This is a genomic window from Bacillus sp. NEB1478, from assembly GCF_031582965.1.
Taxonomy (GTDB): Bacteria; Bacillota; Bacilli; order Bacillales; family Fictibacillaceae; genus Fictibacillus.
In genome coordinates this window covers 3828778-3853803 of the sequence record NZ_CP134049.1, presented here as the reverse complement: position 1 = coordinate 3853803, position 25026 = coordinate 3828778, and the positions used below count along the sequence as shown (strand labels likewise).

The 25026-nt window shown below is 42.4% G+C and carries 19 protein-coding genes and 2 rRNA genes; all 21 read left to right on the top strand.

Going from position 1 to position 25026, the window contains the following annotated elements; translation table 11 throughout:
- Positions 1–21: 21 nt before the first annotated feature.
- The 21 genes from spoIIE to RGB74_RS19590 all read left to right on the top strand — a co-directional run bounded on the left by spoIIE (position 22) and on the right by RGB74_RS19590 (position 24968).
- Positions 22–2520 (top strand): stage II sporulation protein E, encoded by a 2499-nt coding sequence (gene spoIIE, locus RGB74_RS19690; protein WP_310760889.1) that lies wholly within the window; start codon positions 22–24, stop codon positions 2518–2520.
- Positions 2521–2673: 153 nt separating this feature from the next.
- A complete protein-coding gene (locus tag RGB74_RS19685) occupies positions 2674–3426 on the top strand; it encodes a VWA domain-containing protein (RefSeq protein WP_310760888.1) in 753 nt (250 codons plus the stop codon).
- A complete protein-coding gene (locus tag RGB74_RS19680) occupies positions 3389–4366 on the top strand; it encodes a protein kinase domain-containing protein (protein WP_310760887.1) in 978 nt (325 codons plus the stop codon). The genes RGB74_RS19685 and RGB74_RS19680 overlap by 38 nt, the downstream gene beginning before the upstream one ends.
- Before the next feature lie 75 nt (positions 4367–4441).
- The gene (gene tilS, locus RGB74_RS19675) at positions 4442–5830 is read left to right on the top strand and encodes a tRNA lysidine(34) synthetase TilS (RefSeq protein WP_310762935.1); all 1389 of its coding nucleotides are present in this window, start codon (positions 4442–4444) and stop codon (positions 5828–5830) included.
- A 14-nt stretch (positions 5831–5844) separates the two neighbouring features.
- Positions 5845–6390 carry a hypoxanthine phosphoribosyltransferase gene (gene hpt, locus RGB74_RS19670; protein WP_310262543.1) on the top strand — a complete coding sequence of 182 codons (546 nt, stop codon included), beginning with the start codon at positions 5845–5847 and terminating at the stop codon, positions 6388–6390.
- Positions 6391–6433: 43 nt separating this feature from the next.
- The gene (gene ftsH, locus RGB74_RS19665) at positions 6434–8341 is read left to right on the top strand and encodes an ATP-dependent zinc metalloprotease FtsH (RefSeq protein ID WP_310760886.1); all 1908 of its coding nucleotides are present in this window, start codon (positions 6434–6436) and stop codon (positions 8339–8341) included.
- Positions 8342–8832: 491 nt separating this feature from the next.
- Entirely contained in the window at positions 8833–9603 is a 771-nt protein-coding gene (locus RGB74_RS19660) for a type III pantothenate kinase (RefSeq protein WP_310760884.1), read from the top strand.
- Between the two features lie 13 nt (positions 9604–9616).
- Entirely contained in the window at positions 9617–10501 is an 885-nt protein-coding gene (gene hslO / locus RGB74_RS19655) for an Hsp33 family molecular chaperone HslO (RefSeq protein WP_310760883.1), read from the top strand.
- 218 nt (positions 10502–10719) lie between these two features.
- Positions 10720–11646: a cysteine synthase A gene (gene cysK / locus RGB74_RS19650; protein ID WP_310760882.1), complete on the top strand. Its 927-nt coding sequence runs from the start codon at positions 10720–10722 to the stop codon at positions 11644–11646.
- A 156-nt stretch (positions 11647–11802) separates the two neighbouring features.
- Positions 11803–13227, top strand: a complete 1425-nt coding sequence (locus tag RGB74_RS19645; protein ID WP_310762934.1) for an anthranilate synthase component I family protein — start codon at positions 11803–11805, stop codon at positions 13225–13227.
- A 27-nt stretch (positions 13228–13254) separates the two neighbouring features.
- A complete protein-coding gene (pabA, locus tag RGB74_RS19640) occupies positions 13255–13848 on the top strand; it encodes an aminodeoxychorismate/anthranilate synthase component II (RefSeq protein ID WP_310760881.1) in 594 nt (197 codons plus the stop codon).
- Positions 13833–14684, top strand: coding sequence for an aminodeoxychorismate lyase (gene pabC, locus RGB74_RS19635; protein ID WP_310760880.1), 852 nt, complete (start codon positions 13833–13835; stop codon positions 14682–14684). The genes pabA and pabC overlap by 16 nt, the downstream gene beginning before the upstream one ends.
- Positions 14685–14710: 26 nt before the next feature.
- Positions 14711–15565: a dihydropteroate synthase gene (gene folP, locus RGB74_RS19630; RefSeq protein ID WP_310760879.1), complete on the top strand. Its 855-nt coding sequence runs from the start codon at positions 14711–14713 to the stop codon at positions 15563–15565.
- Positions 15558–15920: a dihydroneopterin aldolase gene (gene folB, locus RGB74_RS19625; protein WP_310760878.1), complete on the top strand. Its 363-nt coding sequence runs from the start codon at positions 15558–15560 to the stop codon at positions 15918–15920. Before folP ends, folB begins: the two co-directional genes overlap by 8 nt.
- A gap of 8 nt (positions 15921–15928) precedes the next feature.
- A complete protein-coding gene (gene folK / locus RGB74_RS19620; RefSeq protein WP_310762933.1) occupies positions 15929–16453 on the top strand; it encodes a 2-amino-4-hydroxy-6-hydroxymethyldihydropteridine diphosphokinase in 525 nt (174 codons plus the stop codon).
- A complete protein-coding gene (locus RGB74_RS19615) occupies positions 16405–16602 on the top strand; it encodes a helix-turn-helix domain-containing protein (protein ID WP_310760877.1) in 198 nt (65 codons plus the stop codon). Before folK ends, RGB74_RS19615 begins: the two co-directional genes overlap by 49 nt.
- A 44-nt stretch (positions 16603–16646) precedes the next feature.
- On the top strand, positions 16647–17639 hold the full coding sequence (dusB, locus tag RGB74_RS19610) for a tRNA dihydrouridine synthase DusB (protein ID WP_310760876.1): 993 nt from the start codon (positions 16647–16649) through the stop codon (positions 17637–17639).
- Positions 17640–17751: 112 nt separating this feature from the next.
- Positions 17752–18165 carry a GreA/GreB family elongation factor gene (locus RGB74_RS19605; RefSeq protein ID WP_310760875.1) on the top strand — a complete coding sequence of 138 codons (414 nt, stop codon included), beginning with the start codon at positions 17752–17754 and terminating at the stop codon, positions 18163–18165.
- A gap of 16 nt (positions 18166–18181) precedes the next feature.
- Positions 18182–19675 carry a lysine--tRNA ligase gene (gene lysS, locus RGB74_RS19600; RefSeq protein WP_310760874.1) on the top strand — a complete coding sequence of 498 codons (1494 nt, stop codon included), beginning with the start codon at positions 18182–18184 and terminating at the stop codon, positions 19673–19675.
- A 462-nt stretch (positions 19676–20137) separates the two neighbouring features.
- A 16S ribosomal RNA gene (locus RGB74_RS19595) occupies positions 20138–21687 on the top strand.
- A 344-nt stretch (positions 21688–22031) separates the two neighbouring features.
- Positions 22032–24968, top strand: a 23S ribosomal RNA gene (locus RGB74_RS19590).
- The 16S and 23S rRNA genes sit together here, the layout of an rRNA operon.
- The last annotated feature ends 58 nt before the right edge of the window (positions 24969–25026 follow it).

Genomic DNA, 25026 nt, shown 5'->3' with positions numbered 1-25026 from the left:
TGGAAACGGGTGGTGTGTAGGATGTGGCAAAAGGTAGAACAAGAAGTGCTCGAACCGATTAGAGGAATGGTATGGGTAGAGAAAGGGCAGCAGGCGGTTTATCAAACGAGTAAAAAGGGACTTCAGCTTTTGAACCAGAGCATTTTTAATTGGAGAATGCTGTTGTTTGGAATTGGCTTTTTGTTAGGACGAGCTATGATTTTGGCTGAGATGTCACCATTTGCTTTACCGTTTGTTGCCAGTGTGTTTGTTTTACGAAAGGAACGGACAGGCATTGCCGTATTTGCTATTTTAGCAGGTGCGATGACCCACCAGCCTATAAATGCTCTGTTCTTCTTATGTGCCTTGCTCGTATATGCCTGCTTGCAAAGAGGCAGCAGTTTATTCACAAAAAACAAAATTTCAAGTTTGCCTCTGCTCGTATTAGGATCCAGTGTAGCCACACGTACTGTATTTTCCATGTTTGGTGAAGGTGGATTAGAACGAGTCGATACGATGCTCGCTCTTGTAGAAGGCGGTTTAAGCCTCGTATTAACATTAATTTTCTTACAAAGCATACCTCTTTTGACATACAAAAGAATTCCTCAGTCTTTGAAAAATGAAGAAATTGTTTGTCTGATGATTTTGCTCGCTTCTGTCATGACAGGTACGATTGGGTGGCATATTCAGGATGTTTCGGTTGAACATGTCGTTTCCCGTTACCTCGTTTTGTTATTTGCATTTGTAGGCGGAGCGGCAATTGGATCTACTGTCGGTGTAGTAACAGGGATGATACTCAGTCTGGCTCAAGTGGCTAGCTTGTCCCAAATGAGTTTGCTTGCGCTTTCAGGTTTACTCGGTGGTCTTCTAAAAGAAGGAAGACGTTTCGGAGTCAGTTTAGGCTTAGTGATCGGTACTGTTTTAATTGGATTATATGGGGAAGGAAGGAGCGAAATCCTTTCAACTCTTATGGAATCCGGTTTTGCTATTCTGCTTTTTCTATTAACCCCTAAAACAGCGATCAGCAATATTTCAAAATATGTGCCAGGTACAAGAGAACATTCTATGCATCAGCAGCAATATTTAAAGAAAATACGCGATGTAACCGCAAATAGAGTGGAACGTTTCTCTACGTTATTTCAAGCGTTATCAAATTCGTTCCAATCTGTGGGTTCAACCCTAAACGAAGAGGACAGTTCCCGTGAAGTGGATATGTTTTTAAGTAATATTACGGAAAAAACATGTCAAACCTGCTTTAAAAAGGAACAATGCTGGGCAGCGAACTTCAACACCACATATGACCTGATGACTAATATTATGGTGGAGCAAGAAGAATACGGAGAAATTAAGGATCGACAGCTTAAGCGCGATTGGGAAAAACATTGTATCAAGCCGCAAAAAGTTACGGACTTTATGAAACAAGAATTATCACAATATAAAGCGAGTCAAAAATTAAAAATTCAAGTTCAAGAAAGCCGCAGACTAGTTGCTGACCAATTGATGGGCGTATCCCAGGTAATGGGGGACTTTGCGAAAGAAATTCAGCGTGAACAAGAAAATCATCAAATGCAGGAAGAACAGATTAAAGATGCTCTTTTCCAGGCGGGGATTGAAGTTGGACATGTAGATATTTATAGTTTAGAAACTTCAAATGTTGATATTGAAATGACCATTCCGTATTGCGGTGAATCGGGGATTGCTGAAAAATTAATCGCTCCGATCCTTTCAGATATTCTCGAAGAAACTATTTTAGTGACGTATGAAGATTGTGCGCATTATGCAACTGGATTTTGTCATATTACGTTTCATTCAGCAAGAGAGTATGTAGTAGAAACCGGAATGGCCTCAGCTGCAAAAGGGGGAGCATGGCTTTCGGGTGATAGCCATTCTACTATGGAAATTGGTTCAGGCAAGTTTGCAGTAGCTATTGCCGACGGAATGGGGAACGGAGAGCGTGCATTTTTAGAAAGCAATGAAACCCTGCAATTGCTTCAAAAAATCCTTCAGTCCGGGATTGAAGAAGAAGTGGCGATAAAATCGATTAATTCTGTTTTGTCATTGCGAACAACAGATGAAATCTTCTCAACTTTGGATCTTGCCATGATTGATCTTCAAGATGCATCTGCTAAATTCCTGAAAATTGGTTCTACGCCAAGTTTTATCAAAAGGGGGGATCAAGTACGTACTGTTGAAGCCAGCAATCTGCCGATGGGAATCATTCAGGACTTTGACGTAGAAGTTGTAGATGAACAGTTAAAAGCGGGAGACATTATCATCATGATGAGTGACGGGATTTATGAAGCCCCTCGACATGTTGAAAATCTGGATGCGTGGATGAAGCGAAAAATCAGAGAACTGCACACTGATGATCCACAGGAAATAGCGGATCTTCTAATGGAAGAGGTTATTCGCACCGGAAATAATATTATTGGCGACGATATGACAGTTGCCGTAACGAAGATCGAAAAAAATATACCAAAATGGGCGACGATACCGAATCAGCCAAAAGTGAAATTTCAGGGTAAAAAAGCTCAGGCATAAAAACTAAATAGTTTAGGAGAGTAAGAGGCATTTCTTTTGCAAAAAAAGAGTGCCTCTTTTGCCGTTTATTCCTGAATTTGTTTTCCTGTATAAACCCTTTCTAAATTGACGAAGATGATAATAGTTAAAAATTGTGCTGAGAGGGGACTTTAAATGAGGAATAAAGGTACGTTAAGACAGATTCTATTAATCACGGATGGCTGTTCAAACCAAGGTGAAGATCCAATTGCGATGGCAGCACTCGCCCATGAGCAAGGCATTACAGTGAACGTAATCGGTGTATTAAACGAGAATATGGCAGAATACCACAGACAAGGGTTAAAAGAAGTAGAAGACATTGCCATGTCAGGTGGCGGCATCAGCCAGATCGTCTATGCAACACAGCTCTCACAAACGGTAAAGATGGTTACCCAAAAGGCGATGACCCAGACCATTAAAGGAGTCGTCAACGCAGAACTGCAGCAAATTTTAGGAAGTAAGTCATCCATGGATGATCTCCCTCCAGATAAACGCGGGGAAGTTATGGAAGTTGTAGATGAAATGCAGGAAACAATGAATCTAGAGGTTTTGATTTTAATAGATGCTTCTGGAAGTATGGAAGATAAGATGATGACGGTGCAAGAATCATTGCTGGATCTTTCTATTTCTCTAAATTCAAGAATTGGTGATAATGAGTTTTCGATATTTGCTTTTCCAGGTAAGAAAAAAGAAGTGGAGGAACTATTAAGCTGGTCTTCCAAGATGGATTCAATCGGAAAAATCTTTTCAAAGATAACACTTGGAGGAATTACGCCGACAGGCCCTGCTATTAAAGAGGGAATATCAGTTTTCCAGCAAAAGCGATCCTCGAAAAGGAGATTCTTATCCAATGATGCCGATGGATATGAGCACGAGTCCAGTATGTAATTTAACAGTCGGAGAAGAAATTCGGGGCAAGTGGAACCATTCGGTATACCGCGTACGGCGGCGCTTAGGATATGGGGCTACAGGTGCTGTTTATCTTGTTGAGCATAAGAATGGTTTGGCTGCATTAAAAATCGGTCATGATCAGATGTCGATTACATCTGAAGTAAATGTTTTGAAGCGGTTTTCTAAGGTCCAGGGGAAAGTCCTTGGACCTTCTTTGGTCGAAGTTGACGACTGGCAGACCAGAAAAGCAACCTATCCTTTTTATGCAATGGAATATTTAAAAGGAGAGACTCTTTTCGACTTTATGAAAGGGAAGTCTCTGGAATGGCCGGGTATTTTGCTTGTTCAGCTTTTAACGGATCTGCATACCTTGCATCAGGCGGGATGGGCTTTTGGTGATTTGAAACCTGACAATCTCCTCGTAACAGGACCTCCATACCGCATACGCTGGATCGACGTTGGAGGAACAACATTGATGGACCGATCTATCAAGGAATATACAGAATTTTTTGATCGGGGATATTGGGGGAAAGGCTCCAGAAAAGCCGAACCTTCCTATGACTTATTTTCAGCCGCGATGGTAATGATCAATATTGCTTATCCTGCACGTTTTACAAAACGAAGTGATCCAGATAAACAGCTGCACGAAAAAATAGCATCCAGTCCAATGCTGAAAAAATACAGTCTTGTATTGGAAAAAGCACTTAACGGAAAATACAGGTATGCGGAAGAAATGAGAAATGAGCTAGTCGTGTTATTAAATACAAAAGATCAGAACAAAACAGCTCAGAATCAACTGAAAACATCGAATATACAAAAACCAGCTACAAGACAGTCTCAAAAGAAAAAGAAAAAAAGCTTTTTAGCGGAAACCTTTCTTGTATTTACTTTTGTGTTTGTTGTTTATTTGTTCTATATGCTCGGACAAACGATGTAATGGTGTAAGTTGAATGGATTCTTTGATATGATTTGATGGAGAATTAGAACGAAGGAGCGGATTAAGTTGCAGGAAGTGGAGCAGTTTATTAAAAAGCACCGGCTTCTCTCATCCGCAAAAACAGTCGTTGTAGGTGTGTCTGGTGGTCCGGACTCACTGGCACTGCTTCACTTCTTATGGAAGCGGTCAGCATACTACAATATTTCTGTCATTGCAGCCTCATTCAATCATATGCTTAGAGGTGAAGAGTCCGAAAATGAATTAAAAATAGTTGAACAATTCTGTTTGGAAAGAGAAATTTTGTTTGAGGGCAGCCGCGGAGATGTCGCCGTTTATCAAAAGGAACATCAATTGTCCGCCCAATCAGCTGCTAGGACATGCAGGTACCGTTTTTTTGACGAGGTTATGAAAAAACACAATGGAGATGCCCTTGCATTAGCTCACCATGGTGATGATCAGGTAGAGACGATGCTCATGAGGATCACAAGAGGAAGTGAAGGGTACAGTTTAGCGGGGATCCCTATTAAACGGCCATTTTCGAATGGTGAGATTATTCGCCCGTTTTTAGGAATAACAAGAGCTCAAATCGAGCATTATTGTAAAGTGGAAAAATTGCATCCTGTATTTGATCCTAGCAATGATAGTGAAAAATACGTAAGGAATCGTTTCAGGAAAAAAGTACTTCCTTTTTTAAAGCAGGAAAATCCATATGTTCATGAAAGATTTCAGTATTTAAGTGAAACTATTTCGGAAGATGAAACGTATTTAATCGAACAGACCAAAATAGCGATTGAAAAGGTTTTAATAACGAAAACAGAGGGGAAAATAGAGTTATCTGTAAGCTCGTTTAACAAAATGCCTATTCCTTTACAAAAAAGAGGGATTACACTAATATTGAACTATCTGTATAAAAAAATTCCTTCATCTCTTTCCTCTGTACATAAGGAAAACTTTCGAAGTTTGCTCGAAAGTGAGCAGCCATCCGGTGTTTTGCATTTTCCGTCAGGACTTTTTGTAAGTCGATCTTATGACAGATGTCGCTTAAGTTTTGAGACGGTAAAAGCAAAAGAAGAATTCATTTATGACTTTTCTTTTGAATTCCCAGGTTGTGTAGAACTGCCGAATGGCAGCTTATCTGCTGAAATTACAGAGAAGAAACCCGATTTAATCAGAGGAAAAGATGTTTTTGTGTTTTCTAAGAATGATGTAAGTCTCCCATTAAGAGTTCGAACCCGCAGACCAGGTGACCGGATGGCGATTGCCGGCGTTGGTACACGGAAATTAAAAGATATTTTTATTGATGCTAAAGTGGCCCTAGAAGAACGGAAAGTTTGGCCCGTCGTAGTGGATTCAAACGGCACCATTATTTGGCTTCCCGGACTAATAGCCGCAAAAAGCAATCACAAAAATCATTCTGAACAGTGGGTAATCTTACGCTTTCAAAAAAATCGCCATGACGTCTAGGAGGCTTGTTAAACATGCATGATGAAATTTTAGAAACGCTTATATCTGAAGAAGCGATTCAAAACAAGATTAAAGAACTTGGAAGTGAGCTGTCTGAAGAATATAAGGATCGTTTCCCGCTGGTAATAGGAGTTCTAAAAGGAGCACTTCCTTTTATGGCCGATCTTATCAAACGTATGGATATCCATCTTGAAATTGATTTGATGGCTGTATCCAGCTATGGAACTTCTACCGTTTCTTCAGGACAAGTAAAAATCGTAAAAGATTTAGATACTACTTTAGAAGGACGAGACATCATCATTGTAGAAGATATTATCGACAGTGGATTGACACTTAGTTATTTGGTTCAATTGTTTAAAGCAAGAAAAGCAAAATCAGTTAAAATCGTAACACTGTTAGATAAACCTACAGGAAGAAAAATCGATATTAAGCCTGACAAAGCTGGTTTTATCGTACCCGATGCTTTTGTTGTCGGTTACGGATTGGATTATATCGAGAAATACCGCAACTTGCCTTACATTGGTGTATTAAAACCAGAGATTTACGAAACAAAAGAATAGCAGAACTGTATACGATTTGATTGTTCGCCTAAGGAGGTAAGGAATGAATCGCATCTTCCGTAATACTATATTTTATTTACTCATCTTTTTAGTAGTTGTTGGTGTCGTTAGTTTCTTTAACGGTAACAATAATGAAGTGAAAGAAATTCGCTATGATCAGCTGACTAGCTACATCCAGGCTGACAAAGTTGAAAGTATTGTTTATCAGCCTGAGGGCGGCGTTTACGTTGTTCGAGGAAAACTGAAAGGTGCTGCTGAAGGAGAAGTCTTCCAAACGAATGCACCGCTTACTGGAAATACGCTAGATGAAATTAAGAGTCTTGCAAAAAGCTCGCACGTTGAATTTAAACAGCAAGAACAGACGAGCGGCTGGGTAACATTCTTTACATCGATTATCCCGTTTGTAATTATCTTTATTTTATTTTTCTTCTTGTTAAATCAAGCTCAAGGCGGCGGAAGCCGTGTTATGAACTTTGGGAAAAGCAAGGCGAAACTTTATAACGAAGAGAAGAAAAAAGTTACATTTAAAGATGTAGCCGGTGCAGATGAAGAAAAGCAAGAACTTGTAGAAGTCGTTGAGTTCTTGAAAGATCCCCGCAAGTATTCTGCATTGGGTGCACGTATCCCTAAGGGTGTTCTATTAGTAGGACCTCCGGGTACAGGTAAGACATTGCTTGCTCGTGCAGTAGCAGGTGAAGCTGGCGTTCCTTTCTTCTCGATTTCAGGTTCTGATTTCGTTGAGATGTTCGTCGGTGTCGGTGCATCACGTGTACGTGATTTATTTGAAAATGCTAAGAAGAATGCTCCGTGTATCATTTTTATCGATGAAATTGATGCCGTTGGACGTCAGCGTGGTGCTGGTTTAGGCGGCGGACATGATGAGCGTGAACAAACGCTGAACCAATTGCTTGTTGAGATGGACGGTTTTGGAGCGAATGAAGGAATTATCATAATTGCCGCTACTAACCGTGCTGACATACTTGACCCGGCCCTTCTTCGTCCAGGACGTTTTGACCGTCAAATTCCGGTTAACCGACCAGATGTAAAAGGCCGTGAAGAAGTACTTCAAGTACATGCCCGCAATAAGCCGCTTGCTCTTGATGTCGATTTAAAAACGATTGCTATGCGTACACCGGGATTCTCTGGTGCTGATTTAGAAAACTTGTTGAACGAAGCTGCATTGGTTGCGGCTCGTACAAACAAAAAGAAAATTGATATGGATGACATTGATGAAGCAATTGACCGTGTCATTGCTGGTCCGGCTAAGAAGAGCCGTGTTATCTCTGAAAAAGAAAAGAATATTGTCGCTTATCATGAAGCGGGTCATACTGTAATCGGTTTAGTGCTTGAAGGTGCAGACACTGTTCATAAAGTAACGGTTGTCCCGCGTGGTCAAGCTGGCGGCTACACAGTTATGCTTCCTAAAGAAGACCGATATTTCATGACAAAACCAGAATTGCTTGATAAGATCGTTGGACTTCTTGGAGGCCGTGTTGCTGAAGAGATTACGTTCAACGAAGTAAGTACTGGTGCTCATAATGACTTCCAGCGTGCGACAGGCATTGCCCGTCGTATGGTAACAGAGTTTGGTATGAGTGAACGTCTTGGTCCGATGCAATTTGGATCATCTCAAGGCGGTCAAGTATTCCTTGGAAGAGATTTCAACAATGAACAAAACTATAGTGATGCGATCGCGCATGAAATCGATCTAGAAGTTCAACGCATTATTAAAGAATCTTACGAGCGCTGCCGTCAGATTCTAACTGAACATAATTCTAAATTAGAAATCATCGCTCAAACACTATTAACGGTTGAAACTCTTGATGAAGCTCAAATCAAGGAGCTTGTTAAAACTGGATCACTTCCAGAAAGAAAAACGATCTCTAATCCTTCTGATGATGTTAAAGTTACACTTAACAAGAAGGACGATGAGGAACCAAAACAAGACTAATCATTTTAAAGGATGCCTCAAAATATTGAGGTGTCCTTTTTGTTTTTACAAGGGTCCTGAGATAGCCTGTCGCATGCCACGGGGAAAGCGAGCTCCTGGAGCATTAAAGGCTGCGAACCGTCCCGAATGGTGTCGACTCGCGGATATATCCAAATTTTCGCGGGATGACTTTCAATGAATGAACAACTTCCTAAAATGATCCTTGGCACGCGCCAAGCTTCTTAAATAAGCATGATTAAGTAATAAATTCACTTCAGATTGATTTTTTACCGAATAATATTACAAAAAAGTTCTGAGACGGCTCGTATTTAGCTGCTTCTGCAAAGGATCGCGGAAAGCGAGCATCCTGCGGCGGAGCTTAGCCACTTTCAAGAGCAACAATTATTGCGAAAACAGCCTTTTTTTAATGCTGATTCCTCATTGCTTTACTCTGTATCGTTTTGTGTATAAACTATTAGAGAAACTTAAGATTAGAAGCGAGGACATTACTTATGATTTTTGTGTTCGACGTAGGGAATACGAATATTGTTTTAGGTCTATATGAAAATTATGAATTAAAACATCATTGGAGAATCCATACTTCACGTGAAAAGACAGAAGACGAATATGGTATGCTCATATTGGATTTGTTTAAACATGTAAATATCCATAAAGAAGAGATTGAAGGAATTATTATTTCTTCCGTAGTGCCTCCAATCATGTTTGCTTTAGAGCGGATGTGTGTTAAATATTTTGGACAGCGTCCAATAGTTGTCGGTCCTGGTATAAAAACCGGCTTGAACATCAAGTATGAAAATCCAAGAGAAGTCGGTGCGGACCGGATCGTCAATGCGGTTGCGGCGATTCATGAATATGATTCACCGCTTATTATCGTTGATTTTGGAACAGCTACAACATACTGTTTTATTAATGAACATAAACAATACATGGGTGGTGCTATTGCCCCAGGTATTAATATATCGACAGAAGCTCTATATACAAAAGCCGCTAAACTGCCGCGAATAGAAATTGCAAAGCCGGAAGGTGTAATCGGGAAAAACACAGTAAATGCTATGCAGGCAGGCATTTTATATGGATATGTGGGACAGGTTGAGGGTATTGTAAAAAGAATGAAGCAGCAATCTGCTGAAGAACCAACCGTAATTGCGACAGGCGGTCTTGCGAGTTTAATTGCAGCGGAATGTACGCTTATTGACCATGTGGATCCTTTTTTAACACTTAAAGGTCTTCTATTGATCTACGATAAAAACAAGAACGGCTAAAGGATGAGTTAATATGAACGACTATTTAATAAAAGCTCTAGCATTTGATGGACAGATTCGTGCTTATGCAATTTCTTCAACTGAGATGGTTAGTGAAGCGCAAAAAAGGCATGAGACGTGGCCGACAGCTTCTGCGGCATTAGGAAGAGCAATGACTGCCTCCACGATGATGGGGATGATGCTTAAAGGCGAAGACAACAGCATTACCGTTAAGATTGAAGGCGGCGGGCCGATCGGTATCATTCTAGTGGACAGCAATACAAAAGGGGAGACGCGCGGTTATGTAACAAACCCGCAAACTCATTTTGAGCTGAACAGTAAAGGCAAGCTGGATGTAGCGCGAGCTGTTGGAAAGAACGGATTTTTATCAGTCGTTAAAGACATCGGTATGCGTGAAAAGTTCACAGGACAAGTGCCTTTAGTTTCCGGTGAATTAGGTGAAGATTTCACGTATTACTTTGCCTCTTCAGAACAAGTTCCATCTGCAGTAGGAGTTGGTGTACTCGTTAATCCGGACAATTCTATAAAAGCTGCAGGCGGTTTTATTATTCAAGTACTGCCAAATGCGTCAGATTTGATTGTTGATCTTTTAGAACAGCGAATTAAAGAAATTCCACCCATTTCACGCTTAATCGAAAAAGGAATGACTCCTGAAGAAATTCTTTTTGAACTATTAAGTGAAGATCAAGTGAAAATTCTTGAAAAATCTCCTGTGAAGTTCCAATGCAAATGTTCACACGAACGTTTTGGACAAGCGATCGTAAGTTTAGGAGAGCAAGAAATTAAAGAAATTATCGAAGAAGACGGAAAAGCAGAAACGCATTGCCACTTTTGTAATGCCAAGTATACTTTTTCAAAAGAAGAGCTTCAAGAATTGCTGGAACAAGCTAAAAATTAATAGATAAAGGAATGACTCAAAAGTGATGATTTGCTTTTGAGTCATTTTTTAAATGTAATTTTACCGTAAATCAAAATATATCCACGTTAAATACAATTCATCTCATGAAAAACTGCTTATATGCGTATCATCTTAATAGTGCACATAAATTGACAGGCGATTTTTAAAATTGATACAATTAATCCAATAAAAATACTCGGTTTTAGGAGTGATGACGAATGGTTAGGGTAGCACAATCGGTTACAGACTTAATTGGTCAAACCCCTGTTGTAAAGCTAAATCGTCTAACAACAGATGATATGGCAGATGTTTATTTAAAGTTAGAATTCATGAACCCGGGCAGCAGTGTCAAGGATCGTATCGCCCTGTCGATGATCGAAGCAGCCGAAGAGAAAGGAAACCTAAAAGAAGGCGATACAATTGTAGAGCCTACAAGCGGTAATACAGGAATTGGTCTTGCGATGGTCGCAGCAGCTAAAGGTTATAGATCGGTTCTTGTGATGCCCGACACAATGAGTTTAGAACGCCGGAATTTGTTAAGAGCCTATGGGGCGGAACTCGTTTTAACTCCTGGATCTGAAGGAATGAAAGGCGCAATTGCAAAAGCTGAAGAACTTTCAAAAGATAATGGATACTTTATGCCGCAGCAGTTCAAAAATGAAGCAAACCCGGAGGTACATCGAAGAACGACAGGAAAAGAGATTTTAGCTCAATTTCCGGATGGTCTTGACGGATTTGTATCTGGAATCGGTACGGGCGGAACGATTACGGGTGCAGGTGAAGTACTTAAAGAAAAATATCCCGAAATTAAAATCTACGCGGTTGAACCGACAGATTCTCCAATTTTATCAGGCGGAAAACCAGGTCCACATAAAATTCAAGGAATTGGAGCGGGCTTTGTTCCAGATACATTAAGTACAGACATTTATGATGAAGTCTTAACAGTAACAAATGATGAAGCGTTCGAATATGCGAGAAGAGCAGCGCGTGAAGAAGGTATTTTAGGCGGAATCTCTTCAGGTGCAGCCATTTCTGCTGCCTTAAAAGTGGCGAAGAAGCTCGGTAAAGGGAAAAAGGTGCTTGCCGTTATTCCGAGTAATGGTGAAAGATATTTAAGTACAGCTCTCTATAAATTTGAAGAATAGTTAACGACTTCTTTTTAAAATGCTCCCTTTTCGGGGGCTTTTTTATTTATTTCCCCAATTGAAAATACAGGAAATTACAAGTTGGCTGTGTAAAACTAAAAACAGCTCATGTACAATGTAAGAAGATGATTTTTGGGAGAGTGACCGATTATGGGGATGGATAGAAAATGGTATGTGCAGCACACGAGTGTTTCCCTTTCTAAAGAAGATTGGTTTCAAAAATATAAAGCATTATCAGCAACTGAACCCAGGCACGTTTTATTGGAGAGCGGCAGGACTGGAAAGTATAGCATTATTGGACTTACACCTTTTGCTGAGGTAACCGGAAAAGAAAATGTACTTTCAATTAACACCGAAAGTGGGACAGTTACGCAAAAAGGTTCTGTTTATACACTTTTTAAAGAATGGTTTCAAAAATTTCAGATTGAACAAATAAAGGATCTTCCCGATTTCACAGGTGGAGCTATCGGTTATCTTAGTTATGATCTTACACGTGAGTTTGAAAAACTGAAAAACTCAGCGAATGATGATTTAGGTTTGCCTGATTTATATTTTTTGCTGTTTAAAGATCTTTTTGTATATGATCATGAAACAAGTAAAATGTGGATAATTGTTTTAAGTGAGGAAAGAGAAGACTCCTACAGTTCGGACAAACTTCGTGCTTTTAAAGAAATGTGGCAAGCGCCATGTTCGCTGAAACTTAATGAGGCGGAAGAAAAAACATATCACGATAACGATGACTTTACACACGTATCCATGACAGAGGATGTTTTTGTAAATGCTGTAAAAAGGATTCAGTCTTATATATCAGATGGTGATGTGTTTCAGGTGAATCTTTCTGTTCGTCAATCAAAGGCTTTGCAGACGGCACCTTTTCATATTTATGAAGAATTAAGAAGAATCAACCCTTCTCCTTACATGGGATATTTGCAAACCTCTAATTTTCAGCTCGTGAGTGCATCTCCTGAATTGCTTGTTAAGAAAAAAGGGGATGTGATCAGTACGCGACCGATCGCTGGAACACGTCCTCGCGGAAGAACAGAAGAGGAAGATCTGAAGCTTGCAAATACATTGATCGAGAACGAAAAAGAACGAGCGGAACATGTTATGCTCGTTGATTTAGAAAGAAATGATCTCGGGAAAGTGGCTGTTTATGGCAGTGTGAATGTTGATGAATTTATGGTGATTGAAAGATATTCGCACGTGATGCATATCGTTTCGAACGTTGTCGGCAAGCTTAAACCTGAATGTGATGCGTTTGATTGCATAAAAGCTACATTCCCGGGAGGAACAATAACAGGAGCTCCCAAAGTGAGAACGATGGAAATTATCGAAGAGCTTGAACCGGTCAGAAGAGGTGTTTACACAGGAAGCATCGGCTGGATCGGATTTAATGGTGATACGGAAATGAATATCGCAATTCGGACGATGGTATGTCAAAATGGTACTGCACACGTTCAAGCTGGTGCGGGTATTGTAATTGATTCCGTACCGGAGAATGAATACAAAGAGTCTTTAAAAAAAGCAGAGGCGCTGTGGCGTGCTAAAGAGCAGAGTGAGCACGGATCCATATTGGTTTAAACACAGCATGAGAGGAGATGAGACGAGATGATATTGATGATTGATAACTATGATTCTTTTACGTACAACCTCGTTCAGTATTTGGGTGAGATGGGTGAGGAGCTAGTCGTAAAGCGAAATGATGAGATTACGATTGAGGATATCGAAAAACTGAATCCTGAATTTTTAATGATATCTCCAGGACCCTGTTCACCGGATGAAGCGGGTATTAGTTTACATGCGATTCAGCATTTTGCCGGTAAACTTCCTATCTTTGGTGTTTGTCTTGGTCATCAAGCAATTGCACAAGTTTTTGGAGGAGATGTTGTTCGCGCAGACCGATTGATGCACGGCAAGACATCGCCGGTTCTCCATGATGGGAAAACCGTTTATGAAGGACTTAATAATGGGTTTACAGCAACTCGCTATCATTCATTAATTGTTAAAAGAGAAACACTTCCGGATTGCTTTGAAATTTCTTCTTGGACAGAAGAAGGAGAAATTATGGGAATCCGCCACAAAGAACTTCCGATAGAAGGGGTACAATATCACCCAGAGTCAATCTTAACGGAAGACGGCAAGAAATTATTGAAGAATTTCATTACTTTTTATAAAGGCAAAAAAACATGTTCATCTATTTAGACGGGCAAATCGTATCGAGGGAAGAGGCACGTATCTCTCCTTTTGATCATGGGTTTATGTATGGACTCGGGGCCTTTGAGACATTCAGGACATACGATGGCTTTCCGTTTTTAATTGATGAGCATATCAGCCGGCTACATGAAGCTTTGGAAGAATTGAATATTTCAATAAAAATCAGTACAGCAGATGTAACAGAGATGGTCACTATGCTGTTAAATAAGAATAAATTAAAGGACGCTTACTTTCGTTTAAACGTTTCAGCGGGGGCAGGTGATATTGGGCTGCAGACTGATCCTTATGAAGAGCCCACCGTTATTCTTTTTACAAAACCGTTAGCCCTATCAAGTAAGCCGTCAGAAAAAGAACTAGTAAAGCTAAAGACGGTCCGCAATACGCCTGAAGGGGAAAAACGAATAAAATCACATCACTATCTAAATAGTATTTTGGGCAAAAGAGAACTGACAAATCCTCTGACCCAAGAAGGTTTCTTTTTAACGAAAGAAGGATACATCAGCGAAGGAACGGTTTCGAATTTGTTCTGGGTCAATGAAGGAGAACTGTTCACGCCTTGTGTATCAACAGGCATTTTAGAAGGCATCACGAGAAAATGGATGCTGCACACTTCAGAATTGCTGAACATTCCGGTCAAAACGGGGAACTATACTATAAATGAGCTTAAACGTTCCGAAGAAGTATTTCTCACGAATTCGATTCAGGAACTTGTGCCGGTTCGCCGCTTTGAAGATAAAGAATATGCCGGGAATGAAGGGCGTACCCTTCAAAAATTTCAAAACTTATACCGTCTGCACACGAAAGAAAAACGGACTCAGATTTGAGTATAGGTGAAAGGGTAGATAGAAACATGCATGAATTGATGATGAAGCAGTCTAAGCTGAAATGCGGAGAGTATATACTCGACTTTTCAAAAAAGACGTATATTATGGGCATTTTAAACGTGACACCTGACTCTTTTTCCGATGGTGGTCATCATAATCGAATTGAACAAGCCATCGTCCATGCGAAAAAGATGATCAGTGACGGAGCGGATATTATTGATATTGGCGGTGAATCTACGAGACCTGGTGCATCTTTCGTTACAGCAGAAGATGAGCTGGAAAGAGTTATTCCTGTCATTGAAGCTTTAAGGAAAGAAGTAGATATACCGCTTTCTATTGACACGTACAAAGCCCAAACTGCATTAGAAGCTGTTAAAGCGGGTGCTCACATCATCAATGACGTATGGGGCGCGAAAAAAGATCCCGATATGCCGAAAGTTATGGCTGAATCAGAAGTGCCTGTTATTTTGATGCATAACCGCTTTGATACGAACTACCAAGAATTCATGTCTGATTTAATCGCTGACTTGGAGCTTAGCATCGCAATGACAGTAAAAGCTGGGGTTAAACCTGAGAACATCATATTAGATCCCGGTATCGGATTTGTAAAAACGTTTGATCAAAATCTTGAAACGATGAGAAAACTGAATGAAGTTGCAAATATGGGCTATCCTGTTTTACTAGGAACCTCACGTAAATCAATGATCGGAAAAGCTCTGGATCTGCCGGTTGAAGAACGTGTGGAAGGAACAGGTGCTACCGTTTGTCTCGGAATAGAAAGAGGATGTTCGATTGTTCGTGTCCATGATGTTAAAGAAATGAGCCGGATGGCTAAGATGATGGATATTATGCTCGGGAAAGGTGCTGAAATCCATGGATAAAATTTATGTGAACGGTATGAAGTTTTATGGGTACCATGGTGTTTTTCCGGAAGAACAAAAACTAGGTCAGCGGTTTAATGTCGATGTGACGCTGCTTCTCGATCTTTCAAAAGCAGGGCTGTCGGATGATTTGGATGCTACCGTAAACTACAAAGAGGTTTATGACGCTGTAAAAGAAATCATCGAAGGCAGTTCAGTAAAGCTCCTTGAGTCTTTAGCCGAATCGATTGCAGCTTCATTGCTCGGTAAATTCACTTCCATAGACAAAACAACAGTTAAAGTAATCAAGCCTGATCCTCCAATCCCAGGTCATTATGATTCGGTTGCGGTTGAAATTACAAGAGGCAGAGGTTGATAACAGAAATGGAAACAGCTTATTTATCAGTTGGTTCAAATATGGGTGAGAGAGAGGACTTACTCAAAAAAGCCATTCGATCATTGGCAGATTGTCCTGATATTGCGATAGAGAAAATCTCATCTATTTATGAAACCGATCCAGTAGGTGTTACAGATCAGCCTTTGTTTTTAAATTTAGCTATAAAACTGAAAACCAATCTTTCTCCACGGGCCCTTTTGAGTAAACTGCATGAGGTGGAAGAGAATTTGGAAAGAAAAAGGATCCGGAAATGGGGTCCTCGAACAATAGACCTTGACATTTTATTGTATAATGGTGTAAGTATACAAACGGAAGTGTTAGAAATTCCACATCCACGTATGCTGGAAAGGGCATTTGTTCTCATACCTCTAAGTGAAATTGCTCCAGATGATATTTATCCCGGGGAATCAATTTCTTTGCATCAAGTCCTTTGCGAACAAAGAGATAAAGAAGGTGTACGCATATGGAAGAAGATCGACTGGGAAGACGCATACGCGCGTTCCGAAAGTTAAAAGGCTATACACAAGAACAGCTTGCTAAAGATATTGGGATATCAGTATCCGTGCTTGGCGAGGTGGAAAGAGGCAGCCGAAAGCCTAAGGTAGATCTGCTTCATAAAATAGCGGATCAGTTCAGTATTAAAGTTGAAGAGCTACAGTAAGAAGTATAGATAAAAACATGAATGGAAACGAGGTGATATGTACGTTGAAAATTGGCGATATTACGTTGAAAAATCCTGTTGTGCTTGCACCAATGGCGGGTGTTTGTAATCCAGCTTTCCGTTTGATCGCTAAAGAATTTGGAGCAGGTCTTGTTTGTGCAGAGATGGTTAGTGATAAAGGTATCCTGTATGAAAATGAAAAATCTCTAAAAATGCTTTATGTTGACGAACGAGAGAAACCATTAAGTCTGCAGATATTTGGCGGAGAGCGCGAATCTCTAGTTGCTGCAGCCAAATACGTTGATAATCATACAAACGCAGATATTATAGATATTAATATGGGATGTCCGGTTCCGAAAATCACGAAGTGTGATGCTGGAGCTAAATGGCTTTTAGATCCTGATAAGATATATGAAATGGTGGCTGCAACGGTTGATGCAGTTCAAAAGCCAGTAACGGTAAAAATGCGAGTAGGATGGGACGAAGATCACATCTATGCGGTGAAAAATGCACAAGCCGTTGAACGTGCCGGCGGAGCTGCAGTAGCGGTTCATGGACGTACTCGTGTTCAAATGTATGAAGGTACAGCTGACTGGGACATCATTGGTGAAGTAAAGAAGAATGTTTCCATTCCTGTAATCGGTAATGGTGACATTTCAACGCCTCAAGAAGCTAAAGAACGTCTTGAGAAATATGGAGTCGATGGTGTAATGATCGGAAGAGCTGCTCTAGGTAATCCATGGATGCTTTACCGAACTGTTCAATACCTTCAAAACGGTGAAATTGTACCAGAACCAAATGCTCGTGAAAAAATGAATATCTGCATACTGCACATGGATCGCTTGATCGAACTTAAAGGTGAAGATGTAGCGGTTAGAGAAATGAGAAAACATGCAGCTTGGTATTTAAAAGGCCTGCCGAAAACAGGTTCTGTCCGTAACGAGATCAACTTAATGACGACACGTGACGATATGAGCAAGCTATTGTTCGGTTACGTGGATCAATTGGAAGAAAACCAGCAAAAGATAGTTAGCTGACAATAGTGACATACAGCCAGATCATCAGATGACTGGCTGTTGTTTGCTTAAAATATGAGATAGCAGCAGCAGCCTATGTTTTCTTTTATTAAAATTACAGGGGGAATAGCATATGCATATGCTAAAACTCACACAAGAAGGCATCAGGAAGCTAGAAAATGAACTGAAAGAATTGTCTAAGCGCAAGAGAGAATTTCGGAATTCGCCAGATAAAGATTTCATTACCAGCAGAATGAACGAAATTGATAGTCTGTTATCACGATCCTTAACTTGGCCTGTTGTAAAAGAATCCGGGTACTTTGTACAACCCGGTTCAACAATTACAATAGAGGAAACCGTTTTTCATGAGCGATATACATATATGATTGTACATCCATTTGAAGCGGATCCGCGTGAAAATAAAATATCGGTACATTCCCCGATTGCCAAAGCTGCCATTGGAAAAACCATAAATACATCTTTCAGTATTCAGGTGCCTATGGGCAGCGAATTAATTTATACCATTATAGATATTCAAAACTGCTAAAGCTAGGAGTGTTCCCATGAGTCAAGAAGTAGAATTAAATGATTTGCTGCGGGTGCGGCGCGAAAAGTTAACTGCTCTAACAGAAAAAGGGATGGATCCGTTTGGGACAAAGTTTAACCGTACCCACACAGCTTCAGAACTTATTTCCGAATACGGAGAAAAAGAAAAAGAAGAAGTAGACAGCCTTGAGCTTGAAGTAACAATTGCCGGCCGTATCATGACAAAGCGCGGTAAAGGTAAAGCGGGATTTGCTCACATTCAAGATCTTACTGGCAAAATCCAAATTTACGTAAGAACAGATGCAGTAGGGGAAGAACAATACGAATTGTTTGATTCTATTGATATCGGAGACTGGGTTGGAGTAACAGGAACTGTATTTAAGACAAAAGTAGGAGAACTTTCTATTAAAGCTAAAGATTTTCAGTTGCTTACAAAATCTTTACGTCCGCTCCCTGATAAGTTTCATGGTTTAAAAGACGTTGAACAACGTTACAGACAGCGTTATGTTGATTTAATCATGAACCCGGAAGTAAGAGATACGTTTATTTCACGTTCTAAAATTATCCGTTCAATGCGTCGCTACCTAGATGACCATGGTTACTTGGAAGTTGAAACGCCAACAATGCATTCAATTCCAGGTGGAGCTTCTGCCCGACCTTTCATCACTCATCATAATACATTAGACATGGAGCTTTATATGCGTATCGCTATCGAGCTTCACTTAAAGCGTCTAATCGTAGGCGGACTTGAAAAAGTATATGAAATCGGACGCGTATTCCGTAATGAGGGAGTATCTACTCGTCATAATCCGGAATTTACCATGATTGAATTGTATGAAGCGTATGCTGATTATCTTGATATTATGGAACTGACTGAAAATCTGATCGCACATATCGCACAAGATGTACTTGGTTCAACTACAGTAAAATATGGTGATTATGAAGTGGATCTTAATCCTAGATGGAAAAGAGTTCACATGGTAGATGCGATTAAAGAGGCAGCGGGAGTAGACTTCTGGCCGAAAATGTCAGATGAAGAAGCTCGCGAACTTGCTAAAAAGTATAATGTACCTGTAAAAAATACAATGTCTTATGGACATGTAGTAAATGAATTCTTTGAACATTTTGTTGAAGAAAAACTAATACAGCCTACATTCGTATATGGTCATCCAGTGGCGATTTCTCCATTGGCTAAAAAGAATCCAGAAGATCCGCGTTTTACAGATCGTTTTGAACTTTTCATTGTTGGCCGTGAACACGCGAATGCTTTCTCTGAACTTAATGATCCTATAGATCAGCGTGAGCGTTTTGAAGAACAACTTAAAGAGCGTGCTGAAGGTAATGATGAAGCACATATGATGGATGAAGATTTCGTGGAAGCACTAGAATATGGAATGCCTCCAACGGGCGGTCTTGGAATCGGTATTGACCGACTTGTTATGTTATTGACGAATTCACCGTCTATCCGTGATGTATTATTGTTCCCGCAAATGCGTCATTCTGATAAATAAGATGATTTTAAAAACCAGCCTTCGTGCTGGTTTTTGTTTTTTAATGAAGAATGATAAATCTGGGATCGGAGCATGATAATTAAGGTGTGGATAAACAAACAACCCTTTCACCTATATCTTGTATTATAGAACTATTATTTTCACCTTATCTTGTGGAAGGTTGAAAGAGGTTATAACGGGGTAAATAAAAGTAAATGTTTTTTAGTAAAAACTATTGTACAAGAACGAAAATGGTGGTATATTATTCTTCGTCGCAAGAAATACTTGATTGTGAAAATGGCTAAACAAAACAAATAAAAGTTTTAAAAAAAGCTGTTGACAACAAGGGTTTAGGCATGGTAACCTAATAAAGTCGCCAAAACGAGCGGCATTGAAAAACAAGTTCTTTGAAAACTGAACAAAAGAAATAGGTAAGGAATTAAATTAATTCCGTCAGTTTTAAAATCGAGCAAGACAAACACTTTTATGGAGAGTTTGATCCTGGCTCAGGATGAACGCTGGCGGCGTGCCTAATACATGCAAGTCGAGCGAATGAAGAGGAGCTTGCTCCTCTGATTTAGCGGCGGACGGGTGAGTAACACGTGGGTAATCTGCCTGTAAGACGGGGATAACTCCGGGAAACCGGGGCTAATACCGGATAACAAGAGAGGAAGCATTTCTTCTTTTTGAAAGTCGGTTTCGGCTGACACTTACAGATGAGCCCGCGGCGCATTAGCTAGTTGGTGAGGTAACGGCTCACCAAGGCGACGATGCGTAGCCGACCTGAGAGGGTGATCGGCCACACTGGGACTGAGACACGGCCCAGACTCCTACGGGAGGCAGCAGTAGGGAATCTTCGGCAATGGGCGAAAGCCTGACCGAGCAACGCCGCGTGAGCGATGAAGGCCTTCGGGTCGTAAAGCTCTGTTGTTAGAGAAGAACAAGTACGAGAGTAACTGCTCGTACCTTGACGGTACCTAACCAGAAAGCCACGGCTAACTACGTGCCAGCAGCCGCGGTAATACGTAGGTGGCAAGCGTTATCCGGAATTATTGGGCGTAAAGCGCGCGCAGGCGGTCTCTTAAGTCTGATGTGAAAGCCCACGGCTCAACCGTGGAGGGTCATTGGAAACTGGGAGACTTGAGTGCAGGAGAGAAAAGTGGAATTCCACGTGTAGCGGTGAAATGCGTAGAGATGTGGAGGAACACCAGTGGCGAAGGCGGCTTTTTGGCCTGTAACTGACGCTGAGGCGCGAAAGCGTGGGGAGCAAACAGGATTAGATACCCTGGTAGTCCACGCCGTAAACGATGAGTGCTAGGTGTTGGGGGGTTCCACCCTCAGTGCTGAAGTTAACACATTAAGCACTCCGCCTGGGGAGTACGACCGCAAGGTTGAAACTCAAAGGAATTGACGGGGGCCCGCACAAGCAGTGGAGCATGTGGTTTAATTCGAAGCAACGCGAAGAACCTTACCAGGTCTTGACATCCTCTGACCACTCTAGAGATAGAGCTTTCCCCTTCGGGGGACAGAGTGACAGGTGGTGCATGGTTGTCGTCAGCTCGTGTCGTGAGATGTTGGGTTAAGTCCCGCAACGAGCGCAACCCTTGACCTTAGTTGCCAGCATTCAGTTGGGCACTCTAAGGTGACTGCCGGTGACAAACCGGAGGAAGGTGGGGATGACGTCAAATCATCATGCCCCTTATGACCTGGGCTACACACGTGCTACAATGGGTGGTACAAAGGGTTGCGAAGCCGCGAGGCCAAGCCAATCCCAAAAAGCCACTCTCAGTTCGGATTGTAGGCTGCAACTCGCCTACATGAAGCCGGAATTGCTAGTAATCGCGGATCAGCATGCCGCGGTGAATACGTTCCCGGGCCTTGTACACACCGCCCGTCACACCACGAGAGTTTGTAACACCCGAAGTCGGTGGGGTAACCCTCTTGGGAGCCAGCCGCCGAAGGTGGGACAGATGATTGGGGTGAAGTCGTAACAAGGTAGCCGTATCGGAAGGTGCGGCTGGATCACCTCCTTTCTATGGAGATTATGAGACAGCTAGTCTGTTTCGTAAGTACGCCTATTCTTCTTTTGTTCAGTTTTGAGAGAACTCAAAACTCTCAACTAAATAACATTTTTTCGTTCTTACAAGATCGGAAAGGTTATTTTAACTATGTTCTTTGAAAACTAGATATCGACATCCAAACAATATGCAAGGCAGATATATATTATTTATCTGCGCCAAGCAAGAACTGTTTGATGTTTCAGAAGCGAGAAGATCGAGGCGACAAAGTCTTGAAGGAGCGGAGTGTGTTTCGATACATGAGCACCGGAAAGACGAAGTCAACGAAGAGATTCGATGCTTATCAAACATCAATATAAGGTTAAGCTAGAAAGGGCGCACGGTGGATGCCTTGGCACTAGGAGCCGAAGAAGGACGGGACGAACACCGATATGCCTCGGGGAGCTGTAAGTAAGCATTGATCCGGGGATTTCCGAATGGGGGAACCCACCATCCGTAATGGGATGGTATCCATATCTGAATACATAGGGTATGAGAAGGCAGACCCGGGGAACTGAAACATCTAAGTACCCGGAGGAAGAGAAAGCAAATGCGATTTCCTGAGTAGCGGCGAGCGAAACGGAATCAGCCCAAACCAGAGGGCTTGCCCTCTGGGGTTGTAGGACACTCTATACGGAGTTACAAAGGAACGAGGTAGGTGAAGTGGTCTGGAAAGGCCAGCCGAAGAAGGTAACAGCCCTGTAGCTGAAACTTCGTTCCCTCCAGAGTGGATCCTGAGTACGGCGGGACACGTGAAACCCCGTCGGAATCCGGGAGGACCATCTCCCAAGGCTAAATACTCCCTAGTGACCGATAGTGAACCAGTACCGTGAGGGAAAGGTGAAAAGCACCCCGGAAGGGGAGTGAAATAGATCCTGAAACCGTGTGCCTACAAGTAGTCGGAGCCCATTAACGGGTGACGGCGTGCCTTTTGTAGAATGAACCGGCGAGTTACGATCCCGTGCAAGGTTAAGTTGAATAGACGGAGCCGCAGCGAAAGCGAGTCTGAATAGGGCGACATAGTACGTGGTCGTAGACCCGAAACCGTGTGATCTACCCATGTCCAGGGTGAAGTTCAGGTAACACTGAATGGAGGCCCGAACCCACGCACGTTGAAAAGTGCGGGGATGAGGTGTGGGTAGGGGTGAAATGCCAATCGAACACGGAGATAGCTGGTTCTCCCCGAAATAGCTTTAGGGCTAGCCTCGCGGCAAGATTCCTGGAGGTAGAGCACTGATTGGACTAGGGGCCCCCACAGGGTTACCGAATTCAGTCAAACTCCGAATGCCAGAGAATTATCCGCGGGAGTCAGACTGCGAGTGATAAGATCCGTAGTCAAAAGGGAAACAGCCCAGACCATCAGCTAAGGTCCCAAAGTATACGTTAAGTGGCAAAGGATGTGGAGTTGCCCAGACAACCAGGATGTTGGCTTAGAAGCAGCCACCATTTAAAGAGTGCGTAATAGCTCACTGGTCGAGTGACTCTGCGCCGAAAATGTAACGGGGCTAAACGTATCACCGAAGCTATGGCTTGTACCGTATGGTACAGGGGTAGGGGAGCGTTCGAAGTGCAGCGAAGTCAGACCGGAAGGACTGGTGGAGCGCTTTGAAGTGAGAATGCCGGTATGAGTAGCGAAAGACAAGTGAGAATCTTGTCCATCGAAAGCCTAAGGTTTCCTGAGGAAGGCTCGTCCGCTCAGGGTTAGTCGGGGCCTAAGCCGAGGCTGAAAAGCGTAGGCGATGGATAACAGGTTGATATTCCTGTACCACTTCCTTTCCGTTTGAACGATGGGGGGACGCAGTAAGGTAGGGTGAGCGCACTGATGGAATAGTGCGTCTAAGCAGTTAGGCTGTTGGATAGGCAAATCCGTCCAACGTGAAGGCTGAGCTGTGATGGCGAGGGAAATTTAGTACCGAAGTCCCTGATCCTACACTGCCAAGAAAAGCCTCTAGTGAGGAAAGATGTGCCCGTACCGCAAACCGACACAGGTAGGCGAGGAGAGAATCCTAAGATGATCGGGAGAACTCTCGTTAAGGAACTCGGCAAAATGACCCCGTAACTTCGGGAGAAGGGGTGCTCTGATAGGGTTTATCGCCCGAGAGAGCCGCAGTGAATAGATCCAAGCGACTGTTTAGCAAAAACACAGGTCTCTGCGAAACCGCAAGGTGAAGTATAGGGGCTGACACCTGCCCGGTGCTGGAAGGTTAAGAGGAGGGGTTATCCTTTTAGGAGAAGCTCTGAATTGAAGCCCCAGTAAACGGCGGCCGTAACTATAACGGTCCTAAGGTAGCGAAATTCCTTGTCGGGTAAGTTCCGACCCGCACGAAAGGTGTAACGACTTGGATACTGTCTCAACGAGAGACCCGGTGAAATTATAGTACCTGTGAAGATGCAGGTTACCCGCGACAGGACGGAAAGACCCCATGGAGCTTTACTGCAACTTGATATTGGATTTTGGTACAGCTTGTACAGGATAGGTAGGAGCCTGAGAAGCCGGAGCGCCAGCTTCGGTGGAGGCGTCGGTGGGATACTACCCTGGCTGTATTGAAATTCTAACCTAGAACCGTGATCCGGTTCAGAGACAGTGTCAGGTGGGCAGTTTGACTGGGGCGGTCGCCTCCTAAACAGTAACGGAGGCGCCCAAAGGTTCCCTCAGAATGGTTGGAAATCATTCGCAGAGTGTAAAGGCACAAGGGAGCTTGACTGCGAGACCTACAAGTCGAGCAGGGACGAAAGTCGGGCTTAGTGATCCGGTGGTTCCGCATGGAAGGGCCATCGCTCAACGGATAAAAGCTACCCTGGGGATAACAGGCTTATCTCCCCCAAGAGTCCACATCGACGGGGAGGTTTGGCACCTCGATGTCGGCTCATCGCATCCTGGGGCTGAAGTAGGTCCCAAGGGTTGGGCTGTTCGCCCATTAAAGCGGTACGCGAGCTGGGTTCAGAACGTCGTGAGACAGTTCGGTCCCTATCCGTCGCGGGCGCAGGAAATTTGAGAGGAGCTGTCCTTAGTACGAGAGGACCGGGATGGACACACCGCTGGTGTACCAGTTGTTCCGCCAGGGGCATAGCTGGGTAGCTACGTGTGGACGGGATAAGTGCTGAAAGCATCTAAGCATGAAGCCCCCCTCAAGATGAGATTTCCCATCACGTCAAGTGAGTAAGACCCCTTAGAGATGATGAGGTTGATAGGTCTGGTGTGGAAGCGTGGCGACACGTGGAGCTGACAGATACTAATCGGTCGAGGGCTTATCCTTAAAAAAAGCATAACGTTTGGAAACGTCGTATCTAGTTTTGAGAGAACATACATATTGA